This window comes from Thermomicrobiales bacterium, from assembly GCA_041390825.1.
Classification (GTDB): domain Bacteria; phylum Chloroflexota; class Chloroflexia; order Thermomicrobiales; family UBA6265; genus JAMLHN01.
This window is the reverse complement of sequence record JAWKPF010000021.1, coordinates 1-18,954: the sequence shown is the minus strand read 5'-3', so window position 1 is coordinate 18,954 and position 18,954 is coordinate 1. Positions and strand designations below refer to the sequence as shown.

The 18,954-nt window shown below is 61.8% G+C and carries 16 protein-coding genes and 1 pseudogene; 11 read left to right on the top strand and 6 right to left on the bottom strand.

What is annotated here, in order from left to right; all coding sequences use genetic code 11:
• The first annotated feature begins 173 nt into the window (after window positions 1-173).
• The 7 genes and pseudogenes from R2855_12345 to R2855_12315 all read left to right on the top strand — a co-directional run bounded on the left by R2855_12345 (window position 174) and on the right by R2855_12315 (window position 6,746).
• Complete coding sequence (locus tag R2855_12345) at window positions 174-743, top strand: hypothetical protein (protein ID MEZ4531796.1); 570 nt, start codon at window positions 174-176, stop codon at window positions 741-743.
• 25 nt (window positions 744-768) lie between these two features.
• Window positions 769-2,604 (top strand): excinuclease ABC subunit UvrC, encoded by a 1,836-nt coding sequence (gene uvrC, locus R2855_12340; protein ID MEZ4531795.1) that lies wholly within the window; start codon window positions 769-771, stop codon window positions 2,602-2,604.
• Window positions 2,605-3,288, top strand: a complete 684-nt coding sequence (locus R2855_12335) for an L-threonylcarbamoyladenylate synthase (protein MEZ4531794.1) — start codon at window positions 2,605-2,607, stop codon at window positions 3,286-3,288. It begins immediately after the preceding gene.
• Between the two features lie 54 nt (window positions 3,289-3,342).
• Window positions 3,343-4,290, top strand: coding sequence for a hypothetical protein (locus R2855_12330; GenBank protein MEZ4531793.1), 948 nt, complete (start codon window positions 3,343-3,345; stop codon window positions 4,288-4,290).
• Between the two features lie 19 nt (window positions 4,291-4,309).
• Complete coding sequence (locus R2855_12325) at window positions 4,310-4,495, top strand: hypothetical protein (GenBank protein ID MEZ4531792.1); 186 nt, start codon at window positions 4,310-4,312, stop codon at window positions 4,493-4,495.
• A gap of 1,546 nt (window positions 4,496-6,041) precedes the next feature.
• Window positions 6,042-6,278: pseudogene (locus R2855_12320) on the top strand (ribonuclease PH).
• Window positions 6,279-6,299: 21 nt separating this feature from the next.
• Window positions 6,300-6,746, top strand: coding sequence for a hypothetical protein (locus R2855_12315; GenBank protein ID MEZ4531791.1), 447 nt, complete (start codon window positions 6,300-6,302; stop codon window positions 6,744-6,746).
• A gap of 332 nt (window positions 6,747-7,078) precedes the next feature.
• On the opposite strand, the gene R2855_12310 is transcribed toward R2855_12315, so the two are convergent.
• From R2855_12310 to R2855_12300, 3 genes are all read right to left on the bottom strand, one after another.
• Window positions 7,079-7,291 carry a hypothetical protein gene (locus R2855_12310; protein MEZ4531790.1) on the bottom strand — a complete coding sequence of 71 codons (213 nt, stop codon included), beginning with the start codon at window positions 7,289-7,291 and terminating at the stop codon, window positions 7,079-7,081.
• 231 nt (window positions 7,292-7,522) lie between these two features.
• Window positions 7,523-7,996, bottom strand: a complete 474-nt coding sequence (locus tag R2855_12305) for a hypothetical protein (protein ID MEZ4531789.1) — start codon at window positions 7,994-7,996, stop codon at window positions 7,523-7,525.
• Window positions 7,997-8,015: 19 nt separating this feature from the next.
• Complete coding sequence (locus R2855_12300) at window positions 8,016-8,144, bottom strand: hypothetical protein (protein ID MEZ4531788.1); 129 nt, start codon at window positions 8,142-8,144, stop codon at window positions 8,016-8,018.
• A 746-nt stretch (window positions 8,145-8,890) separates the two neighbouring features.
• Here R2855_12300 and R2855_12295 point away from each other — a divergent pair.
• The gene (locus R2855_12295) at window positions 8,891-9,487 is read left to right on the top strand and encodes a hypothetical protein (protein MEZ4531787.1); all 597 of its coding nucleotides are present in this window, start codon (window positions 8,891-8,893) and stop codon (window positions 9,485-9,487) included.
• On the top strand, window positions 9,471-9,809 hold the full coding sequence (locus R2855_12290; GenBank protein ID MEZ4531786.1) for a hypothetical protein: 339 nt from the start codon (window positions 9,471-9,473) through the stop codon (window positions 9,807-9,809). Before R2855_12295 ends, R2855_12290 begins: the two co-directional genes overlap by 17 nt.
• Window positions 9,810-11,868: 2,059 nt before the next feature.
• On the opposite strand, the gene obgE is transcribed toward R2855_12290, so the two are convergent.
• The 3 genes from obgE to lysA form a co-directional block, all read right to left on the bottom strand.
• On the bottom strand, window positions 11,869-13,293 hold the full coding sequence (gene obgE, locus R2855_12285; GenBank protein MEZ4531785.1) for a GTPase ObgE: 1,425 nt from the start codon (window positions 13,291-13,293) through the stop codon (window positions 11,869-11,871).
• Window positions 13,294-13,416: 123 nt separating this feature from the next.
• The gene (rpoD, locus tag R2855_12280) at window positions 13,417-14,877 is read right to left on the bottom strand and encodes an RNA polymerase sigma factor RpoD (GenBank protein MEZ4531784.1); all 1,461 of its coding nucleotides are present in this window, start codon (window positions 14,875-14,877) and stop codon (window positions 13,417-13,419) included.
• A 308-nt stretch (window positions 14,878-15,185) separates the two neighbouring features.
• Window positions 15,186-16,493, bottom strand: coding sequence for a diaminopimelate decarboxylase (gene lysA, locus R2855_12275; protein ID MEZ4531783.1), 1,308 nt, complete (start codon window positions 16,491-16,493; stop codon window positions 15,186-15,188).
• A gap of 161 nt (window positions 16,494-16,654) precedes the next feature.
• Here lysA and R2855_12270 point away from each other — a divergent pair, with 161 nt between their 5' ends.
• Both R2855_12270 and coaE read left to right on the top strand, forming a co-directional pair.
• Window positions 16,655-18,610 (top strand): ABC-F family ATP-binding cassette domain-containing protein, encoded by a 1,956-nt coding sequence (locus tag R2855_12270; GenBank protein MEZ4531782.1) that lies wholly within the window; start codon window positions 16,655-16,657, stop codon window positions 18,608-18,610.
• The coding region (gene coaE / locus R2855_12265; GenBank protein MEZ4531781.1) for a dephospho-CoA kinase at window positions 18,607-18,954 on the top strand (348 nt) is incomplete at its 3' end. The genes R2855_12270 and coaE, both read left to right, overlap by 4 nt.

Here is an 18,954-nt window from a genome sequence, read left to right as displayed (position 1 = left end):
ACCTCACCGACGCGCTGAGTTGCTTCGGGCAACAGGATGACTGCATCGGCTGCTCGACGGCAGTGGCCGCTCCACGCGGGACGATGGACCGGACAATCCAGCAGATTTGCACAGTGCTAGTTCCGCTCTCCACCTGCGCGGAGTGGGTTCGTCCATCGTCGGCACCATCCGGCATGTTGCGGCGCGGCGGTTATTGGACAGACGTCGATGTCGATGCACGCGCGCAACGGCTGAGCACCGTCAAGATGCCCTCGTCGCTGGTTGGGAGCCAGCGACTGCTGGCAATCAACGACCTCCGCAACGAGACTGCCGCTCGCCCTGTGATCGCCATCGGGCTGTGGGCAGCGTTCGCGCATCCGATCGTGCGCGCCGGCGCTCGGTTCGGCGGAACCACCGATGGACTGACGGCGGAGATCGCCCTGGCGGTGCATCCGGACCGCTACGCAATCGTCAGCCGCGACCGCAAAAACGAGCTCACCTTTCTGCTCGCAACACCGGACATCATGGTTGCCGAGCTTGTGACGCTCGCCCTGCCGGCCGAGCGCGGTCGATTTCGTGGTCCCGGTCCCTGGGAGGACCCGCTCGTGCAGGCAGCGACCGATCTGGACCTTGGTGTTCGCACCCCGGATGAGATCGACATCGAAGCGGTCATTTCCCCTACCCTTTCCGCCGAACGGCGAATGCGTGCAGGGTCGCTCATCGTCGAGGCCGTCGAGCAGATTGGCGTGTCGACTGCAATGTGACGTACACTTGTTCTAGATAGACGTTATGACGACTCCAAGCGACACCCTCTCGAAGCGGTTGTCCGCGCTCCCCACCGGACCGGGCATCTATCAGCTCAAAGACAGCGACGGCACGGTGCTCTACGTGGGCAAGGCAATCGTGCTGCGCAATCGCGTGCGTTCCTATTTCCAGTCCATGCGGGGGCGCGACCCCAAGACCCGCGAGCTCATGCGGCATGTGACCGATTTCGAGTTCATCCGGACCGATTCGGCCACCGAGGCGCTCATCCTCGAAAACGAGCTCATCAAGCGGCTCCAACCCAAGTACAACGTCATGCTGAAAGACAGCAAGACGTATCCCTATCTCAAGATCACCAACGAGGAGTGGCCACGGATCATCTCGACCAGGCGGATCGTCAAGGACGGTGGGCGCTACTTCGGCCCGTACACCTCCGCGGGATCCGCCTACAAGGCGCTCAATCTCCTGAATCGGCTCTTTCCGTTCCGCAAGTGCGAGAAGAAGATCACCGGACACGATGAGGTCTGCCTCTACTACCACATCAAACAATGCCTGGCGCCCTGCATCGGCGCCACCACGCACGCGGAATACCTTCAGGCAATCGAGAGCGCCGCGCTTTTTCTGAATGGGAGAGGCGATGAGATCCTCCGGCCACTGGAGGAAGAGATGCAGCAAGCGGCTGACGCCTGGAACTTCGAGCGCGCCGCCGAAGTGCGCGACCGCATCGACGCGGTCAAGCACGTCCTGCAACGGCAAAAGGTTGTTAGCGCGGACAGCACCAATGCGGACGTGATCGCGGTCGCTCAAGGTCCCGGGGGTGATGCGGGTGTGCAGGTGAGTTTCCTCCGCAACGGAAAGCTGCTCGGCTCCGAGTTCTTTCCCATGAGCGCGCGGATCGAGGACGAACCGTCCGAGCTGATCGGTGGATTCGTCGAGCAGTTCTATGCCGAAGCCGCATTGATTCCCGCGCGGCTCATTCTCCAACATCCTCTCCCGTCAGGAGAAGATGAGGTGATTGCCACCTGGTTGCAGGAACGACGCGGCGGCAAGGTGGAGATCGTTGTCCCGCAGCGGGGTCAGAAGCGCGCGCTGGTGGAGATGGTCGCCAAGTCGGCAACCGATAACCTCGAGCAGAATCGGGTCAAGTTCCTCTCGGATGAAATGCGCATGACCGCAGCGCTCAATGAGCTCTCCGACGCGCTCGATCTTCCGCGGCTTCCCCGGCGCATCGAGTGTTTCGACATCTCGAATCTCCAGGGCACCAACACCGTTGCCAGCATGGTCGTGTTCGAGGACGGGCGGCCGGCCAAACGCGAGTATCGCCGTTTCAACATCAAGAGCGTCGACGGTCCGAACGATTTCGCCAGCATGCACGAGGTCATCAGGCGCCGCTTCAAGCGTGCGGCCGATCGGGACGAAGAGACGGAGGGCAAATGGACCACCCTGCCCGATTTCGTCATCATCGACGGCGGGAAAGGTCAGCTCAATGCCGCGCTCGCTGCGATGGAGGAAACTGGACTGAACGTTCCGATGGCCGGGCTTGCCAAAGAGAATGAAGAGCTCTATCTGCCTGGCAATCCCATTCCGGTTATCCTCCCACGCGATTCACAGGCGCTCTATCTCGTGCAGCGCGTGCGCGACGAAGCGCATCGCTTCGCGGTGTCGTTCCATCGCCAGAAGCGCTCCAAACAGTCCTTTGTCTCGAGTCTCGACACCATTCCCGGAATCGGACCCAAGAAGAAGAAAGCGCTCATGAAACAGTTTGGCTCGGTTTCCGCAATTCGGGAAGCCAGCGAGGAAGAGTTGCTGGCGGTCGACGGTATCAATCCCAGGCTTGTCGCCACGATCAAGGCGAGTCTCTAGATGCACACCGAATCATCTGTCGCAGGCTCTGAGCCGAACGAACCGCATCGAATCACGCTCCTCGACCAGGCGGCGCCGCGCGCGATCGAATGGACGGCCGAACGCGTTGCCAGCGGCGGTGTGGTGGCGATCCCAACCGATACGGTCTACGGCATTGCGGCATCACTGGCGCACCCTGCCGCGGTCGAACGGCTCTGCCAGATCAAGGGACGACCGACCGGTCAGCCGTTGCCCGTGTTGGTTTCGTCGATCGACGCGCTATCTCATCTGGTGACATTGGACGATGCAGTCATCCCGTTGCTCGATGCGTTCTGGCCCGGCCCGTTGACGGTTGTCCTCCCCACCACAGCGAGTCTCCCGGACCAGGTCATTGGCCCGGGAAATACGGTCGGCGTCCGACTCCCAAATCACTACATTGCCATCGAGGTGATCGAAAAGGCCGGTGGGTCGGTTGCGTGCACGAGCGCCAACCGAAGCGGGGAACCCCCCGCCCGGTCAGCGCGCGAGGTGGCGGAGACGATCGGTACAGATCTGGACATCATTCTGGATAGCGGCACGACTCCGGGCGGGGTAGCATCCACCGTAGTCGCAATCGATGGCGCGACGCTCCGTTTCATTCGTGAAGGCGCGATTCCCATGACGGAGGTTATCCGCATTTGGGACGAGGTCGCGGCAGGAATGTGACGTTCGGCACACTTCCGAAGTACGATGGGAGCGGACAGGAAGGGCTCGACAGCAATGTCTGCAGGGCGTGAAATAACCCCCGGGGTAACCGATGTGACCCCGGTGGACGACGCCAACAAAACAACAACAGGCCTGAGTAGCCGTGCCGACACGCCAGTCGGGGCGTCGATCGAGCGTGCGCGGCAGCCCGTCTACGGCCAGGGTATCGTCGTCAGTCTGATCGCGGCAGCGTTCTTGCTCATCCTTGCCATTCTCGCCGTGCGGGAGCGCGAATCGGTTACCGGCACCCCGGCCACAGAGACGACTGGTCCCCTTTTCTGGGGATTGGCGGTGCTCTTCACCTTGCTCATCGCCGTTGGCGCCCAGTTCTCGGAGATCTCGGCAGCGCGCTCTGCCGCCGCGCTGGGCCACCCGCGCCGCACCCGTGACTACCCCACTGCCTGGATCATTCCCACCTGCGGTATGTTTGCCGCGATCATGCTGGTTGCGACATTGCACAGCACCGCCATGTTCGTGGCGGGACCGGTGATCGCCTTCTTCGCGGTCGGCGGCTCGTTGCTGGCGCGCGACTTGCTCGACGACGCGACCGAGACCACGCTCCGCACCGCGGCAACGGTCCATACCATCGTCATCCATGTGGTGGCGTTTCTCGGCCTGAGCGCGATCTACCTCAACAAGATGTCGCTCTGGTGGTCCGTTCCGCTGGTGGCCATTTTCTCGTTTCTGCTGCTGCTGGAGAACCTCGAGCGCGGCACCGCGCCAATGCCGCAGCGGGCGTTCTATGCTTTCCTCGGCGCCATTGTGATGTCTGTGGCCATGGTCTACGTCAACTGGTGGCTCACCTACGGCTGGACTGGCGGCGGCGTCTTGCTCGTCGCATTCTATGCAGTTGCCGGTATCTTGCTGGTGCAGACCCAGCATGGTATGGTGCGCCGCCGCGACCTGGTCGAGTTCCTCGCCGTGGCCGCAATCGTCCTCGCCGTCCTGATCGTCACCATGTAGCTCACTGCGAGAACTTGCCGTGGCCAATCCAAAAAACGCGAAGTCCACTGAGCTCTACGAGCACTACGAGGAACTCGATCGTCTCGAGGAGTTGCTCGAGGATATGAACGAGCTGGGAGTTTCCTCGATCGAGGAAATCGAAGCGCGCATGCTGCTGCTCAATCAGCAGATCGACGAGCTCGAAGCCGACGTCGAAGCACCCTGAGCGACCCGTTGCCTTCGTCGTCCAGCTCTATTCAGCGATCTCTTCCAGCGCAGACAAGGAGGATCAGCTCGCCCGCAAGGCGCCGCTATCCGCGCGCATGCGTCCGCGCTCGCTGGACGAGCTCGTCGGTCACGGAAGCTGCTCGGACCGGGCGCTGCTCCGCCGCGCGATCGAGGCCGATCAACTCTCCTCCATTGTTCTTTGGGGTCCACCGGGCACCGGAAAACCACCATCGCCCGTATCATCATATTGCACACGCGCATTTCGTTTCGGTAAGCGCGGTCTCCTCGGGTGTTGCCGATTTGCGCGCCGCCATCAAGGACGCCAGCGACCGGCTCGGCATGCATGGCCAGCGAACCGTCCTGTTTATCGACGAGATCCACCGCTTCAACAGGCGCAGCAGACGCGATCCTGCCATATGTCGAGGACGGTACGGTCATTTCTCATTGGCGCGACGACGGAGAACCCATCGTTCGAGGTCAATTCGCCTTGCTTTCCCGCTCGCGGGTTGTTTGTGCTCCAGCCGCTCACCGATGCCGATATCGAGCGGATCATCCGGCTTGCATTGGCAGACACCGAGCGGGGTTTGGGACGAAGAGACATTCGGATCGACGACGAAGCCATCGACCTGCTGGTCAACCTGGCGAACGGTGACGCGCGTTTCGCGCTGAACACGCTCGAGTTCGCTGCCGCCGGACTGGACGACAAGCGGATCGATGTTGCACTCGTCAGGAAGCCGCCCAGCGCCGCGCCGCCACCTATGACAAGTCTGGTGAAGATCACTACGACACGATCTCGGCACTGCACAAGACTTTGCGCGGTTCGGATCCTGACGCGTCGCTCTATTGGCTTGCTCGCATGCTCGAACGGGGAGACGATCCGCTCTACGTCGCGCGCCGGCTCGTGCGTTTCGCCAGCGAGGACGTCGGACTGGCCGACCGCAGGCGTTGCAACTGGCAATGGCGGCGCAACAGGCCATCCACTTCCTGGGAATGCCCGAAGGAGCGTTGGCGCTGGCCGAACTCGTGGTCTATCTTGCGCTGGCGCCAAAGTAACGCCGTCTATCGGGCGTACGGCGCGGTGCGCGAGGATGTCGAGTCGACGCGCAATGACCCGTCCCGATCCATTTGCGCAACGCCCCACTGGGCTCATGAAGGATCTTGGGTACGGCAAGGGGTATCGCTACGCGCACGACTTTGATGGGGATCATTGGCACAACAGAATTTGCCCGAGAATCTCGCCGGGCAGCGATATTACCGGCCAACATTCGCGGGTTCGAGCGTGATCGACGAACAGGCTGCGGCGCGTTGCGTGAAATCTACGAAACAGCGAATGAAACACCAGAGGGAGCAGAATGAGCGCGGGACGAATCGGTGGGCGAAGCCCGGAGGAGCTTCGCAGCGTCGACATCATTGCCGGTCGCCCGAATGCCGGGGTTCGGCGCTAATCAAGATGGGCAATACGCATGTGCTCTGCACGGCGACCGTCGAAAGAAAAGGTTCCCGGCTGGATGAAGGGTCAGGGCAGCGGCTGAGTCACTGCCGAATACGCGATGCTGCCGCGCGCTTCTGGGTTACGGACCCAGCGAGAAGCCGTTCAGGGTAAATGGGGTGGCCGCACCGTCGAGATTCAGCGACTCATTGGCCGTTCGCTCCGATCGGTGGTCAATCTGAAGGCGCTGGGCGAACGGCAGATCATCATCGACTGCGATGTCATTCAGGCGGATGGCGGTACGCGCTGCGCCTCGATCACCGGTGGATATGTGGCGCTCGCGCAGTCGTAGGCACTGCGCGATGACGGGCGCATGTCGCGCGATCCCCTCAAGGCGGCCGTTGCCGCAGTGAGCGTCGGAGTCGTTCGCGGGACGCCGCTCCTCGATATCGACTATGCGGAGGACTCAGCCGCCGATGTCGATTTCAATGTGGTGATGACCGATCAACAGGCGTTCGTCGAGATTCAGGGCACCGCTGAAAAGTCGCCGTTCTCGCATGGAACACTCACCGAGCTGCTCGTCCTCGCCAGCACTGGCCTCGATCAACTCTTCGAATGTCAGAAAGAGCGATTGCCAGATTCTGATCAGTCGATCGCCCCGGTTCGGCTGATTTCCACCAGGCGTCACGGCGCTCTGGTTGCTGCCGGCGAGATCGCGGAAAAACGCAGGGTTTCGCGCAGCCGATCGTCGGCGGGTGCGAACACCGCGAATCTCACGTTCCTGCAAGGCAGCAGCGATCGTGTCGATCGCCTCGTGTGACCTGCGCCAGCGCATCCGAGTCGCTGGGAAACAGCGCGAGGAAATTGAGCTTGCGCAGCATCCCGACCGAGCCGCATTCGTTCGAGTCGCACCCGATGCGCGATCGCGTCGAGCTGAGCCGCATTGCTTACCGCCGCAGCGCCGCGTGCACGCCGGCAGTCGCGAGGTCGCCAGATCGATCAGTGTCTTCGCAATCAACGGTGGTAATCGCATACCCAGGGCATCTGTTCCCAAACCTGCCCAATCGGCAAACGACCGCGCCAGCACGATCAGAATCGAACTCCTCCACCAGCGGGATCGGCATCGATCTGCGTTGCATCTCGGCCGACCGTTCATCCAGGATCAAGAGACTGCACCGTCGTCCGAGCTGAGCGGCCGTTGTGACTAATCGCGTTTCCGGTCGGATCGTTCGGTGTCATCACCAATGCGACCGATCCACGCGGCGTGGCTTCGATCTGGGCTGTGTCGATGCGGAAACGACGATCGCGTTCGATCGAGAGCGAGGCTGGGCTGCCAAGCGAATGACCACCCGGCGAGTAGGTCACCCAGGGCACGTCACGCTGGCGCTCCAGCAGCGGTTGAATCGGTGCTCGTCGTGCGGAAGCGCGATCCGCTCCGACGAGACGTCATGGAGCATGGCGAGCCGCTCGCGCAGCACTTGGGAATGGAGCGGTCGGCCGGAAGATCACGCTCGGGCAGCCGCACGTAGCAGCCAGGATTTCCTTCGTGGGGAGATACGGCGATACCGAGCCAAATCCAGCACCAGCATGATCGTCTCAGACCCGCGCCAACATCAGTGGCGACGTGGAGATCGGCAGTTCGGGATCGAGCGGCACTTCATGAATGGATACGCCGCCGGTGACACCGGCAGCAACGTGACCGGAACTCCTCCCGGAGTCTGGCCATAGAGCGAGCCGATATGTGCATGCCCATGGAGCACCAGATCGACGCGGTGCTTCTCCGACCACATTGCCAAGCGCCGAATTGCCAAGCAGCCAGTACTTGAGCGGTGGTTTTCGCCAACCAGCGTGGCCGTTGTTGGCGCGAAATGCAGCAGCGCGATCCGCCGTCGAGTCTGCAGCGTGCTGAGCGCGCCATCCAGGCGATTCGCCTGCCTCTGCGGGCACGCCCGGCCAGCGCGCCTGCCAGGCGCGGTGGAGACGGGATCCGGCTGGTTCTTCCGGCCAGAATCCGCCACCCGAACCGGACGCTCCGGCGATACCGATGCCGAGATACCCACGTGTCGCCATCGGCATCCGGACACCAAACTTACTCCAGAATCTGGAGGAAACGCCGGCGCATCGTGCGGCGGTCGTGGTTGCCCATGACGCCGACGATGGGAATGTCGATGCGTCGAAAGAGTTCGGCCGCCAGTTCGACCTCTGGATCGACCGCCATTCGTAATATCGCCAGGCACCACCAGAAAATCGGCGTGTCGTTCGATGCCGATCAACTGCCGCACAAAGTCCGACGGCACTGTGGTGCGAAGAATGTGAAGGTCGCCAATGGCTGCAAAGCGGACGAAATCAGGCATGATACCGGTTTGTCAAACGGGTCGAATCAGGGCCGAACTGATGGTCAGGCCCAATTGGTATGGTACCGCACGCCTCTGATCCGGCTTTGAACGAGGCAAGGACCGCGCAGTCGGTATACTCCGCGAGTGCAGCGCCCGGTGCGGTCGCCCCGGGTTCGAAGACTGTTTGGGAGTCGTCGTGTCCAAGGTGCAGGGAACGGGATATGGGCGGATGCTGCGCTGTCTGGCGGCGCTGGTGATCTCGACGGTTCTCTTGGCGCCGGGAGCGCGCGCGGACCGAGAATGCCGCGCCAGCTGGCCTTCAGGCCATCGCTCCGCCCGAAGGGGTGACGGCGCAAGCCGTCTTCGTCGAAGACGCCACAGCCGGTGCTCCCCTTGTTTCTCTCAATGCTGATGAGCGCCGCTCCCCGGCTGGCCCTGGCAAAGCTGATGACCGCGCTCGTCATCGCCAACAACACAACCGACTGGCAAGCGCTGGTAGGCGGCCCGACGCGAGCGACATCGGCCGCCGAGGACGGCGAGTCCTTCATCAGAGGTTGTTGGAAGGTGACGTGTTGTCCGTCGAGCAACTCATACGGCATCATGCTGCCGTCCGGGAACGATGCGGCGCATGCCATGGCGCGAGTCATCGGATCGAACCTGCTGGCAGCGGAAGGCGCGACAGGATCCGGTCGAGCAGTTCGTGCAGGAAATGAACGCCACCGCCGAATATCTGGGTTTGCAGAACACCCATTTCACCAACGCCGCCGGATTGTATGCGGCGAGGATCACCACCACGGCGCGCGACCTGGCGATCATCGCCAGCCACGCATTCGCCGTTCCCCAGATCGCGCAAGCGTCCAGCGTGCCAACCTATACCCTGACGACCCAGAGGCGCGAATCCCCGCGAAATGACGCTCACCAACACAAACAAGATCTTTCCGGGCAAGACGGGGTGATCGGCGGCAAGACAGGCACCCTGATGGAATCTGGCGCTTGTCTGGTCGTGCTGCTCGACGAGGGCAACGGCAACATGGTGATTGGCGTGGTGCTCGGCAGCGATATCGAGTTCGATGAAGACCAGGTTCAAATTGCCGAAACCGACATGCGGTTCGACGATATGAGCACGGTCATTGGCGCCATGAATGAGAGCTATCGCTGGGTCCAGCCTGGCGATGCAGCGTTCCCCGGGACTCACAAGAATTGGCGGTTTGGAACGTCCGGCTGAGGAGACGACCACGCCATCGTTCACCTTCCGCCAGTGCGGTTCACTTCGCTATCTCCTCCAGCTCGGGCCGCCAGCCGAACCTGATGCGCCGGTCAGCACAGTGCTGTTCTTCAGTGGCATTACAGTCGTTGCGACGCGGCCGGTGCTGCAAGCCGGCACTGCCCTGGCCATGGAACGGCTCCAGCGCATCATTGCCGCCCACGGCATCGCATCGCCCGCCCGCGCCTCGGAACAGCTCATCCTCGACAGAGTCGAAATCAACGGCAAGGTCGTGCGGAAGGCACAGGCGCCAAGGCCGATCCCGCCGTCGACCGGATCTTGAAGTCAATGGCCGACTCCTGGTGCAACAGCAGAAACGCTATCTCATGCTGAACAAGCCTCGGGCTATATCACGACCGCCAGTGACGAGCGCGGACGCCGCACCGTCATGGACACAGTCGAACGAGAGAGCGGGTCTATCCCATAGGTCGTCTCGACCGGGAGACGGAAGAGGTTGCTGCTCTTGACGAACGACAGCGATCTCGCCAACCGTGTCATGCATCCGCGTATGAGATCGACAAGGAGTACCAGATTCTCACGCACCTTCGGCCCGCGAATGCCACAATGGCGGCGATCCGCAAGGGTGCCAGGGTGGATGGCACGCTGGTCGTTCCGCGTGAGTTCCGCATTCTGCCTGAGACCGCCGAAGGGATCGAGCTCAAATGGTCATCCATGAAGGACTCAACCGGGTTGTGCGCAAGATGATGGATAAGCACGAGATCGAAGTCGCCCGGCTACGCCGTACGCGCATCGATTCCGATCGTTGGGCGCACTGCGGGTCGGCCAGTCACGCGAGTTGCGTCCCGGCGAGGTCGGCGGTCTCTACGAAGCTGTCGGCCTCGACCATTCGAAGGTGAATCCGAATGAGCGCTGGCCCATTTGCGCGTGATTGCCATCGATGGACCGTCGGCCTCCGGCAAGGCGACCGTTGCCCGCGCAGTGGCGGAGCGGCTCGGCATCACCATGTTCGATACCGGCGCGCTCTATCGCGCCGTCACGCTCGCGTCGATTCGCCAGGGCATTGCGCCGTCCGATGGGTCCGCGCTGGCTACATTGACCAAGTCGATTTCGATCGCAATTTCGATTCTGGAGCGGTGCTGCTCGATGGCGAAGACGTGTCCAGCGCGATTCGGACACCAGGAGTCGATCGCTGGGTCTCGAAGTCTCGGCCCATCCGCGGTGCGCACGCGCTCTTGCCCGTGCAGCATCGCCAGTGGGCGCCCGGTTGTCATGGTGGGGCGTGATATCGCGACCGTGGTCATTCCGGACGCCGGGCTCAAGGTGTTCCTCGACGCTGGCATCGAAGAGCGCGCGCGCCGTCGTTTCATCTTCAACGTTCTGGAGCCAGTGTCTCGATCGACGATGTCCGTAGCGAGCTCGAACAGCGCGATGCGTTCATCACATTGCGACCTCTCCGCTGAAGCTGCACAAGGACGCGCTCGTGGTTCACACAGACGATCTTTCCGTCGACCAGGTTGCCGACCGCATTGTCGATGCCTACCAAGCGCTCAGCGACCAGTCTGGCGCAAGCGCCGTTCACGGTCGAGACTCGACCCGGAAATTATTTCGCGCAGAGCGCGCGTCGCCAGGCGCGCGGCAAGCTCGCGCCTACTGGGCCATCTGGCCCTGGCTTCACCGTGTGGCCGATATCACCCAGGAAGGCGTCGACAATATCCCCCGTTCGGCCCGCTGCTCTATGTGTCGAACCATTTGCACAATCTCGATCCCAGCATCGAGTTCTATCTTCCTGGCCGCTGAACTTCATGGGAAAACAGGAACTCTTCGACACACCGGTCTTGGCCAGATCTCCGAAGCATCGGGAGGGTTCCCGAAGTCGATCGCGGGAAGTTCGACCGGGAAGCCTGCGCCAGGCAGAGGAGCGTCTCGAGAAGGGTCTGGCTGTCGGAATCTATGCCGAAGGCACCCGCAGCGTCACTGGCGCGCTCCAGCGAAGCCAGGCCAGGTTGGATTGCTGGCGCTCAAGACGGGCGCCCGGTGCTCCGGTGGCAATCTCGAGGTCGGAGAACACCTGCCATTCAGCGGGTCGAAGGGGACACCGCGCGGCTACGCCAGGGCGGATCGCCCAGGTGGTAGCACATCGTCTGCAGAGCCGTTCTACCTGCCGCGCACGGTCGATGGGAAAAAGATATCGGCCGCCGAGGCGGCCGATATCATCATGCTCGAAATCGCGCGGCTACTCCCGGAGAGCTACCGCGGCGTCTACGCGGAAAAGCTGGCGGAGCAGAAACACCGGCTGATCATCCCCTACTCCTCATCGTCATCGTCGACCAATTCGAAATCCGCCGGATCGAAGTCGTCACCGTCGAGATCTTCGTCGCCGATCACTCCGGCTCGTAGTCGGCATCGTCGAGATCGTAGATCTCTACATCCTTCCCCCTCGAGATCGTCCGGCGCCGAAGCCGACATAACAACTCCTTGGCCGTTCGTCGTGATGGCAGTTCGGGAGCTCCAGACTCCTCGCCCCAGATCAGCGGGAAATCGGCAATGGTGACAACGTCCCCGGCTCGACTCCCTGTTTTCGAGCTCGTTCGAGATACCGCTCCGTTCCAGTACACGCTGGTACCGCTCGACAAGATCCATCTGGTCAAGTTCGTCATCCGTGTGAGCCGTTCGATCGCCACGCCACTCACGGTGTAGGTCGTTTCACCCGTGCGAGTTACCTTGAACGCGCGCTCATCTGCTTCGGACAACGTGTAGCGGCGGCGTTCCTGCGGTTTCTGCTCGTGCACTGCTGCCTCTCGCGCTTCCCGCAACGTTGCTTCGGTTGCTTCGAGAAGCGTCTGAACGCCCTGCCCGGTCGCTGCTGAGATGCGAAACGTGCGCAGCCCCTGGGCATGAATGGCCGTTTCCAGGGCAGGAATGCGTTCCTGTGCCTCGGTCAGGTCGGCTTTGTTCAGGGCCACCAGCATCGGGCGCCTGGCAAGTTCCGGGTCGTATGAGCGCAATTCGTTGTTGATCGTCTCGAAATCGACCATCGGGTCGCGGCCTTCGAGTCCGCCCGAGGCATCGAGCACATGGATCAGCACGGCGGTGCGTGAAATGTGGCGCAGAAAGTCGTGACCCAATCCGGTGCCATCCGCGGCGCCCTCGATCAACCCAGGAATATCCGCCATGACATAGGTGGGGCCGCTGCGGCCGCCGATTTGCACCACCCCGAGATTCGGCTCCAGCGTGGTGAATGGATAGTCTGCGATCTTCGGCGTGGCGCGGGTCGAGGCCGCGAGCAGAGTCGACTTTCCAGCGTTCGGCAGCCCGACAAGCCCGACGTCGGCAATCAGCCGCAATTCCAAACGCAACCTGCGCTCTTCGCCCGGCTCGCCCAATTCCGCGATACGCGGCGTCTGGCGAGTCGACGTCTTGAAATGGACGTTTCCAAGCCCGCCGCGTCCACCTTTGGCGACGCGGAAGGTTTCTCCGTCCTCGGTCAGGTCGGCAATGATCTCCCCGGAATCGTCGTCCCAGACAACGGTGCCGGGCGGCACCTTGATGACAAGCCGCGGCGCCGACTTGCCGGTCTTTTGGCGCCCCAGTCCTTGCCCACCGTTCCTGGCAATGAACTTCTGGTTGTATTGGAACTCGATCAGGCTCGTGACATTCGACGCGACCTTGAGCACCACATCGCCACCGCGGCCTCCGTCGCCACCATCGGGACCGCCCTTGGGCGCGAACTTTTCGCGGCGAAACGACATGGAGCCGTTTCCGCCGTCACCGGCTCTGACATAGATTTGGGCACGATCGATGAGCACTGGGGACGATCTTTCCGTCGAAAAATCAGGTTCGCCCCAAAGCGAGCGAACCTGACAAGCATACGCGACGATTCTCTCTGCCCGGCCACAGCCGCAAGCAGACGGGTGGCGCAAACGAACCGGCTACTCGAGGAAATCCTTCAATGTCTTTGCCCGGCTCGGGTGACGGAGCTTCCGCAGCGCCTTGGCTTCGATCTGGCGAATCCGCTCGCGAGTGACATTGAACTCTCGGCCAACCTCTTCCAACGTGCGCGGCCGCTCATCGATCATGCCGAAACGCATCATGATGACGTCCCGCTCGCGCGATGAGAGCGTGCCGAGCGCATCCTTGACACGCTTCTTCAGGTCCTCGTTGCTGGCGATATCGGCCGGGGCAGGCGCTTTCAAGTCCTCGATGAAATCGCCCAGGTTGCTGTCCTCTTCCTCGCCGATCGGCATTTCCAGCGAGACCGGATCCTGGCTGATTTTGAGAATCTCGCGCACACGGTCCGGCGGCATCTCCAATGCCTCGCCGATCTCCTCCGAAGTTGGCTCGCGTCCAAGCTCCTGTTGCAGTTGGCGGCTCTTGCGAATCACCCGGTTGATCGTTTCCACCATGTGCACCGGAATGCGAATCGTGCGCGCCTGATCCGCAATCGCGCGCGTGATTGCCTGCCGAATCCACCAGGTGGCGTAGGTGCTGAACTTGAATCCCTTGTGGTAGTCGAACTTCTCGACGGCCCGAATCAGCCCCAGGTTCCCTTCCTGGATCAAGTCGAGCATGCTCATCCCACGCTGCGAATAGCGTTTCGCAACGGAAACCACCAAACGGAGATTCGCTTCGGTCAGCGCGATCTTGGCGCGTTCGCCCGATTCGATCGTGCGAGTCCAGACGCCCTCGAGACGACTCGATCGCTCGCGGAAAATCTGATCGACGAGTTCCGAGCTCGGCCATTGATGGCGCGGGCGCACTTCGCTTTGCAGCACCGACGGGAAGAGTTCCCACTCGACGAACCGCTGGCGAATCGAACCTTCCAATTCCTCGGGCGAAAGCTCGTATTGCTCCGTAATGACCTTGACATGTTCGCTCGGCACCTGGCTGAGCGGAAGCACGGCCCGAAGCATGCGATCTTTGCCGATGTCGGGATCATCATCATAGGCAAGGGCATAGAGCCCTTCGATGTGCGGCCACCCTTGCTCGAACGAATGGAAGAGCGCTCGCCCAAGCACATCGGCGGCAGGAGGTTCCCCAAAGTCGTTGGTAAGCTGCGCCCGGCGCTGCGCCAGGTACGCCCCGCGTTCCATCGCCGAGGCCAGCTCGATCTCCCTTGCGGCATCGAGCAGCTTGACCTGGCCGATCTCCCGCAAATACATGCGCACGGAATCGTCCAGATTCGCCGGGCCAACGTCGAAGTTGACCTGTTCGATTTCGATCTCGAACGCCTCGACGATGTCATCATCCAGTTCGGCTGGAGCATCGACATCGGCAAGCGGTTCGATCGACGAGCTGGTGGTTGCTTCAGTATCGACGGCTTCGATGATTGCTTCGAGGAACAACGCGTCATCCGTCCCGTCCTCGAGCTCGAGTAGTACATCCTCGCTCAAATCATGGCCTCCATTACCTTCGATCGCCCCGCCATTCATTGCGGCGCCATCGAACTGGTCATGTCTGGATCGGTTGAAAAGTGGCTGCGATGCCTCAGAGCGAGGCCATTGGTTGGACTCATCTCCTTCGTACTGGTCGTCTTGCGGCGTGCGATTCGACATCGATTGCTCCGGACGCTTGGAAGGTCGCTCGGTGAAACTGGGCGCTCAGGCGCGGTTCGGTCGCTTCTTCCTCCAGCGTCGGTCAGAGGGGATGCCCAACGCTACTACCAAACGTCAGTCCGTGCAAATCTGTGACATCGGTCAGATCAGGCGCCGACGGCAACCATGTCGAGCGCGAGCAGATCGGCATAGGTCTCCCGCCGTCGTATCAGCGTCGCCTTTCCCTCAGAGACGAGCACGACCGCAGGCTTGAGCGCGAGATTGTAATTGCTCGCCATAGGAATGCAATAGGCGCCTGCCGCCGGAATGGCCAGCAAATCGCCCGCTTCCAGGCGAGGAAGCGCGATGTCGCGAACCAGCACGTCGCCCGATTCGCAGTATTTCCCAGCGATCGTGACTGTTTCCGTCCCCTCGCCGTTTCGGTTGGCCAGTTCGGCCGTGTATTCCGCATCGTAGAGAGAGGGGCGAATATTGTCCGCCATTCCGCCGTCCACCGAGACATAGGTGCGGACGCCGTCGATACACCGTCGCGACCCGACTGTGTAGAGCGCCACTCCCGCTGGACCGACTATCCAACGGCCCGGCTCGAACACGAGCGATGGCTGCGGCAGTTTCGCATGCGCGCAACTGCGCTCGAGCGCGTCGGCAGTCGCACCCATCCATTCGGCAATGTCCATCTCCGGCATTCCCTCCAGGTATGAAATGCCCATTCCCCCGCCGGGTGAGACAACTTCCACCTCGATTCCGTGTCTGGCCCGCATCTCTGCTGCGAAGGCGATGATCTTCTCGATTGCCAGCTCCGCAACGTGTTCGTCGAAGAGCTGAGATCCAAGGTGGCAATGGAATCCCTTGAGCGTGATTCCCGGAATCTCGATCGCGCGTACGACCGCTTCTGCTGCGTCACCGTTCCAGAGGGGGAAGCCGAACTTCGAATCGAGCACTCCGGTGGCGATCTTGTCGTGGGTATGCACGTCGATGCCGGGGTTGACCCTGAGCATCACCGGAACGGGTGTGTCACGCCCCTGTGTCAACTCGGCAAGCAGATCGAGTTCATGCAAGTTGTCGACGGCGATCAGCTCGATCCCGGCGTCGATTGCCTCCGCCAGTTCCTGGCGGCTCTTGTTGTTGCCGTGAAATGTGATGACGCTCGGATCGACCCCACTCCGAAGCGCAACGAACAGTTCTCCCCCGGAGACGACATCGATGCCCAACCCTTCTTCCGCCAGGATGGTCAGGATCGCAGGCAGCTCCAGCGCTTTCGAAGCGAACACCGCCCGGCTCCCCGGGCCACCCGACAGCGCGGCGGCCACGGCTGTCCGCGCCCGATGCCGGAGTGTCGCCTCATCGAAGACGTAGAGGGGAGTTCCATACGTTTCGGCGAGCGCAACGGTCGAGACGCCGCCGATCATAAGTTCGCCGTCGGCTGTACGGTGGGTTCCTTCTGGCCAGAGCATTGTTCGTCCTTGGTCGCGTTAATGGGTCATCCGCCGCGCGTGAGTGTAGGGATGCCGCTCGATGCGCACAAGCCACCCGGGTGCGCGAGCGCGCATTTGTATACTTTCCGGCTGATCGGCTCACATGAGACGACCGATATTCGTCTGTCCAGGTAAGCGCAATGCCCCCTAATCCGACCATTCTTTCTGTCCAGCAGCTTGGAAAGCGATTCGGAAGCGAGCAAATCTTCTCCGGTATTTCGTTTCAGGTTGCCGAGCGCGAACACGTCGCTCTGGTCGGCGTCAACGGCGCTGGCAAATCGACCGTGCTGCGCATCATCGCCGGCATCGAAGAGCAGAGCGAGGGCGTCGTCGTCAAGTCCGACGGCGTGCGAGTCACCTATCTGCCGCAGGAAGCGCGATTCGATTCCGACCGCACCGTGCTCGAGGAAGCGCAGGAAGCCTTCGCTCCCGTCATGGCCGCGGCCGATAGGATGCGCGAGCTCGAGCACCTCATGGGCGTCGTCGACGGCGATTCGTTCGATGCGCTCATCGATGAGTATGCCCAGCTTCAGCAACGTTTCGAGACCCATGGTGGTTTCGAGATGGAGCATCGCACCGAGGAAGTTCTCTCCGGACTCGGGTTCGAGGAGGAGCAGTTCGACCAGCCAGTCAAACAGCTCAGCGGCGGACAGAAAACCCGTGTCGCGCTGGCCAAGGCGCTTCTGGCGGACCCGGATCTGCTGTTGCTCGATGAGCCGACCAACCATCTCGATCTTGCGATGCTCGACTGGCTCGAAGACTTCCTGCGAAGTTGGGGCGGCGCCTGCCTGATTGTTTCGCACGACCGCTATTTTCTCGACCGGGTCACCACCCGCACGCTCGATCTCTCCTTCGGCCGTGTCGAGGACTATCCCGCTCCGTACGCCGGCTACCTGAAACTCCGCGAGGAGCGGAGAGCTCGGCACTGGAAGGAGTACGAGGAGCAGCAAGAGTTCATCGAGAAGACCGAGGAGTTTATCCGCCGATTTCGGGCCGGACAGCGCTCCCGGGAAGCCCGCGGCCGGCAGACGCGACTCGACCGGCTCGAACGCATCGAGCGTCCACGCGAGCATCAGGAACTCAACATCAACATTTCCCCGGTGACCAGAAGCGGCGAAACCGTCCTGCGGACGTCGAAGCTCACGGTTGGCTATGCCAACAAGCTGCGCGGGAATCTCGACGAGCAGGACGTCCTGGTGCGCACACCCGAACTGCTGATCGAGCGGGGAGACCGCGTCGGCCTCATCGGTCCGAACGGTGGAGGCAAGACCACCCTTCTCCGCACCCTCATGGGCGATATTCCCGTGCTCAAGGGGCACTTCGAGTTCGGCACCAACGTCCAGGTTGGCTACTACGCGCAATCGCATGAGCAGTTGCCGCTCTCCGGTACACCCTTGTCGGTCGTTCTCGATGCGCAACCGATGGGCGAGGAATCCGCCCGCACCTTTCTGGGCCGGTTTCTCTTTTCCGACGACGATGTATTCAAGCCAATTGGAGCGCTTTCTGGCGGCGAGCGTTCCCGCTTGGCGCTTGGACTCTTGCTCCTGAAGCGAGCGAACTTCCTCGTGCTCGACGAGCCGACCAATCACCTCGATGTCTCGGCGCGCGAATCGCTGGAAGAGATGCTGTCCGGTTTCCCCGGAACGCTCCTCTTTGTTTCGCATGACCGCTATTTCATCGACAAACTGGCCACCAAGCTCTGGGTGGTGGAGGACGAAACCGTCGTCCAGTCGCTCGGCAACTATTCCGACTATCAACGCAAGAAAGCTGCAAACGCCGCTGCGCCTCCACCCAGGCCAGAACCGGTCAAACTGGCGCCGAAGCCGGTTCCAACCCGCTCCCGAGACAATCGTTCCGAGAGCGCAGTGCGCAAAGCCGTCGCGCATGCGGAGCGGGAGATTTCCCGGCTCGAAAGCAAGCTCAACGAAATCAGCGATGCGCTCACCATTGCCGAGGTCGATCAGGATTTCGAGAAGATGGCCGACCTGAGCGAGCGCTTCGACACGACGCAGGAGCAGCTGGAGTTGGCCTACGAGGCATGGGAAGCCGCCAGCGCTGAACTGCAGGAGATGATGGAAGAGGCGGCTGTTTCGTGACACGGCCGTATCTGATCGGCGTCACCGGCAACATTGCGTGCGGCAAGAGCGCAGTCATGTCCATGCTGCGCGATCACGGTGCAACGATCATCGATGGCGATCTCGTTTATCGCGATCTGACCGGTCCTGGCTCTCCGCTGGTCCAGCAGCTCGCCGATGTCTTCGGCAACGAGATCGCCAATGACGACGGCTCGTTGAACCGGAAAGCGCTGGGCGACATCGTCTTCTCTGACTCCGAGGCCCTGCACCGTCTCGATCACCTCACACACCCGGCCGTTGTCGATGAGGTCCTGCGGCGCATCGATCTGGCCCCCACCCCAGTCGTCGCCACCGAGGGCGTCAAG

Excerpts from the sequence above, each read along its gene's own strand:
- R2855_12345 (MEZ4531796.1), top strand. The coding sequence starts at position 174 with ATGTTGCGGCGCGGCGGTTATTGGACAGACGTCGATGTCGATGCACGC.
- uvrC (MEZ4531795.1), top strand. The coding sequence starts at position 769 with ATGACGACTCCAAGCGACACCCTCTCGAAGCGGTTGTCCGCGCTCCCC.
- R2855_12335 (MEZ4531794.1), top strand. The coding sequence starts at position 2,605 with ATGCACACCGAATCATCTGTCGCAGGCTCTGAGCCGAACGAACCGCAT.
- R2855_12330 (MEZ4531793.1), top strand. The coding sequence starts at position 3,343 with ATGTCTGCAGGGCGTGAAATAACCCCCGGGGTAACCGATGTGACCCCG.
- R2855_12315 (MEZ4531791.1), top strand. The coding sequence starts at position 6,300 with ATGTCGCGCGATCCCCTCAAGGCGGCCGTTGCCGCAGTGAGCGTCGGA.
- R2855_12305 (MEZ4531789.1), bottom strand. The coding sequence starts at position 7,996 with ATGGCGACACGTGGGTATCTCGGCATCGGTATCGCCGGAGCGTCCGGT.
- R2855_12300 (MEZ4531788.1), bottom strand. The coding sequence starts at position 8,144 with ATGGCGGTCGATCCAGAGGTCGAACTGGCGGCCGAACTCTTTCGACGC.
- R2855_12295 (MEZ4531787.1), top strand. The coding sequence starts at position 8,891 with ATGCCATGGCGCGAGTCATCGGATCGAACCTGCTGGCAGCGGAAGGCG.
- lysA (MEZ4531783.1), bottom strand. The coding sequence starts at position 16,493 with ATGCTCTGGCCAGAAGGAACCCACCGTACAGCCGACGGCGAACTTATG.
- R2855_12270 (MEZ4531782.1), top strand. The coding sequence starts at position 16,655 with ATGCCCCCTAATCCGACCATTCTTTCTGTCCAGCAGCTTGGAAAGCGA.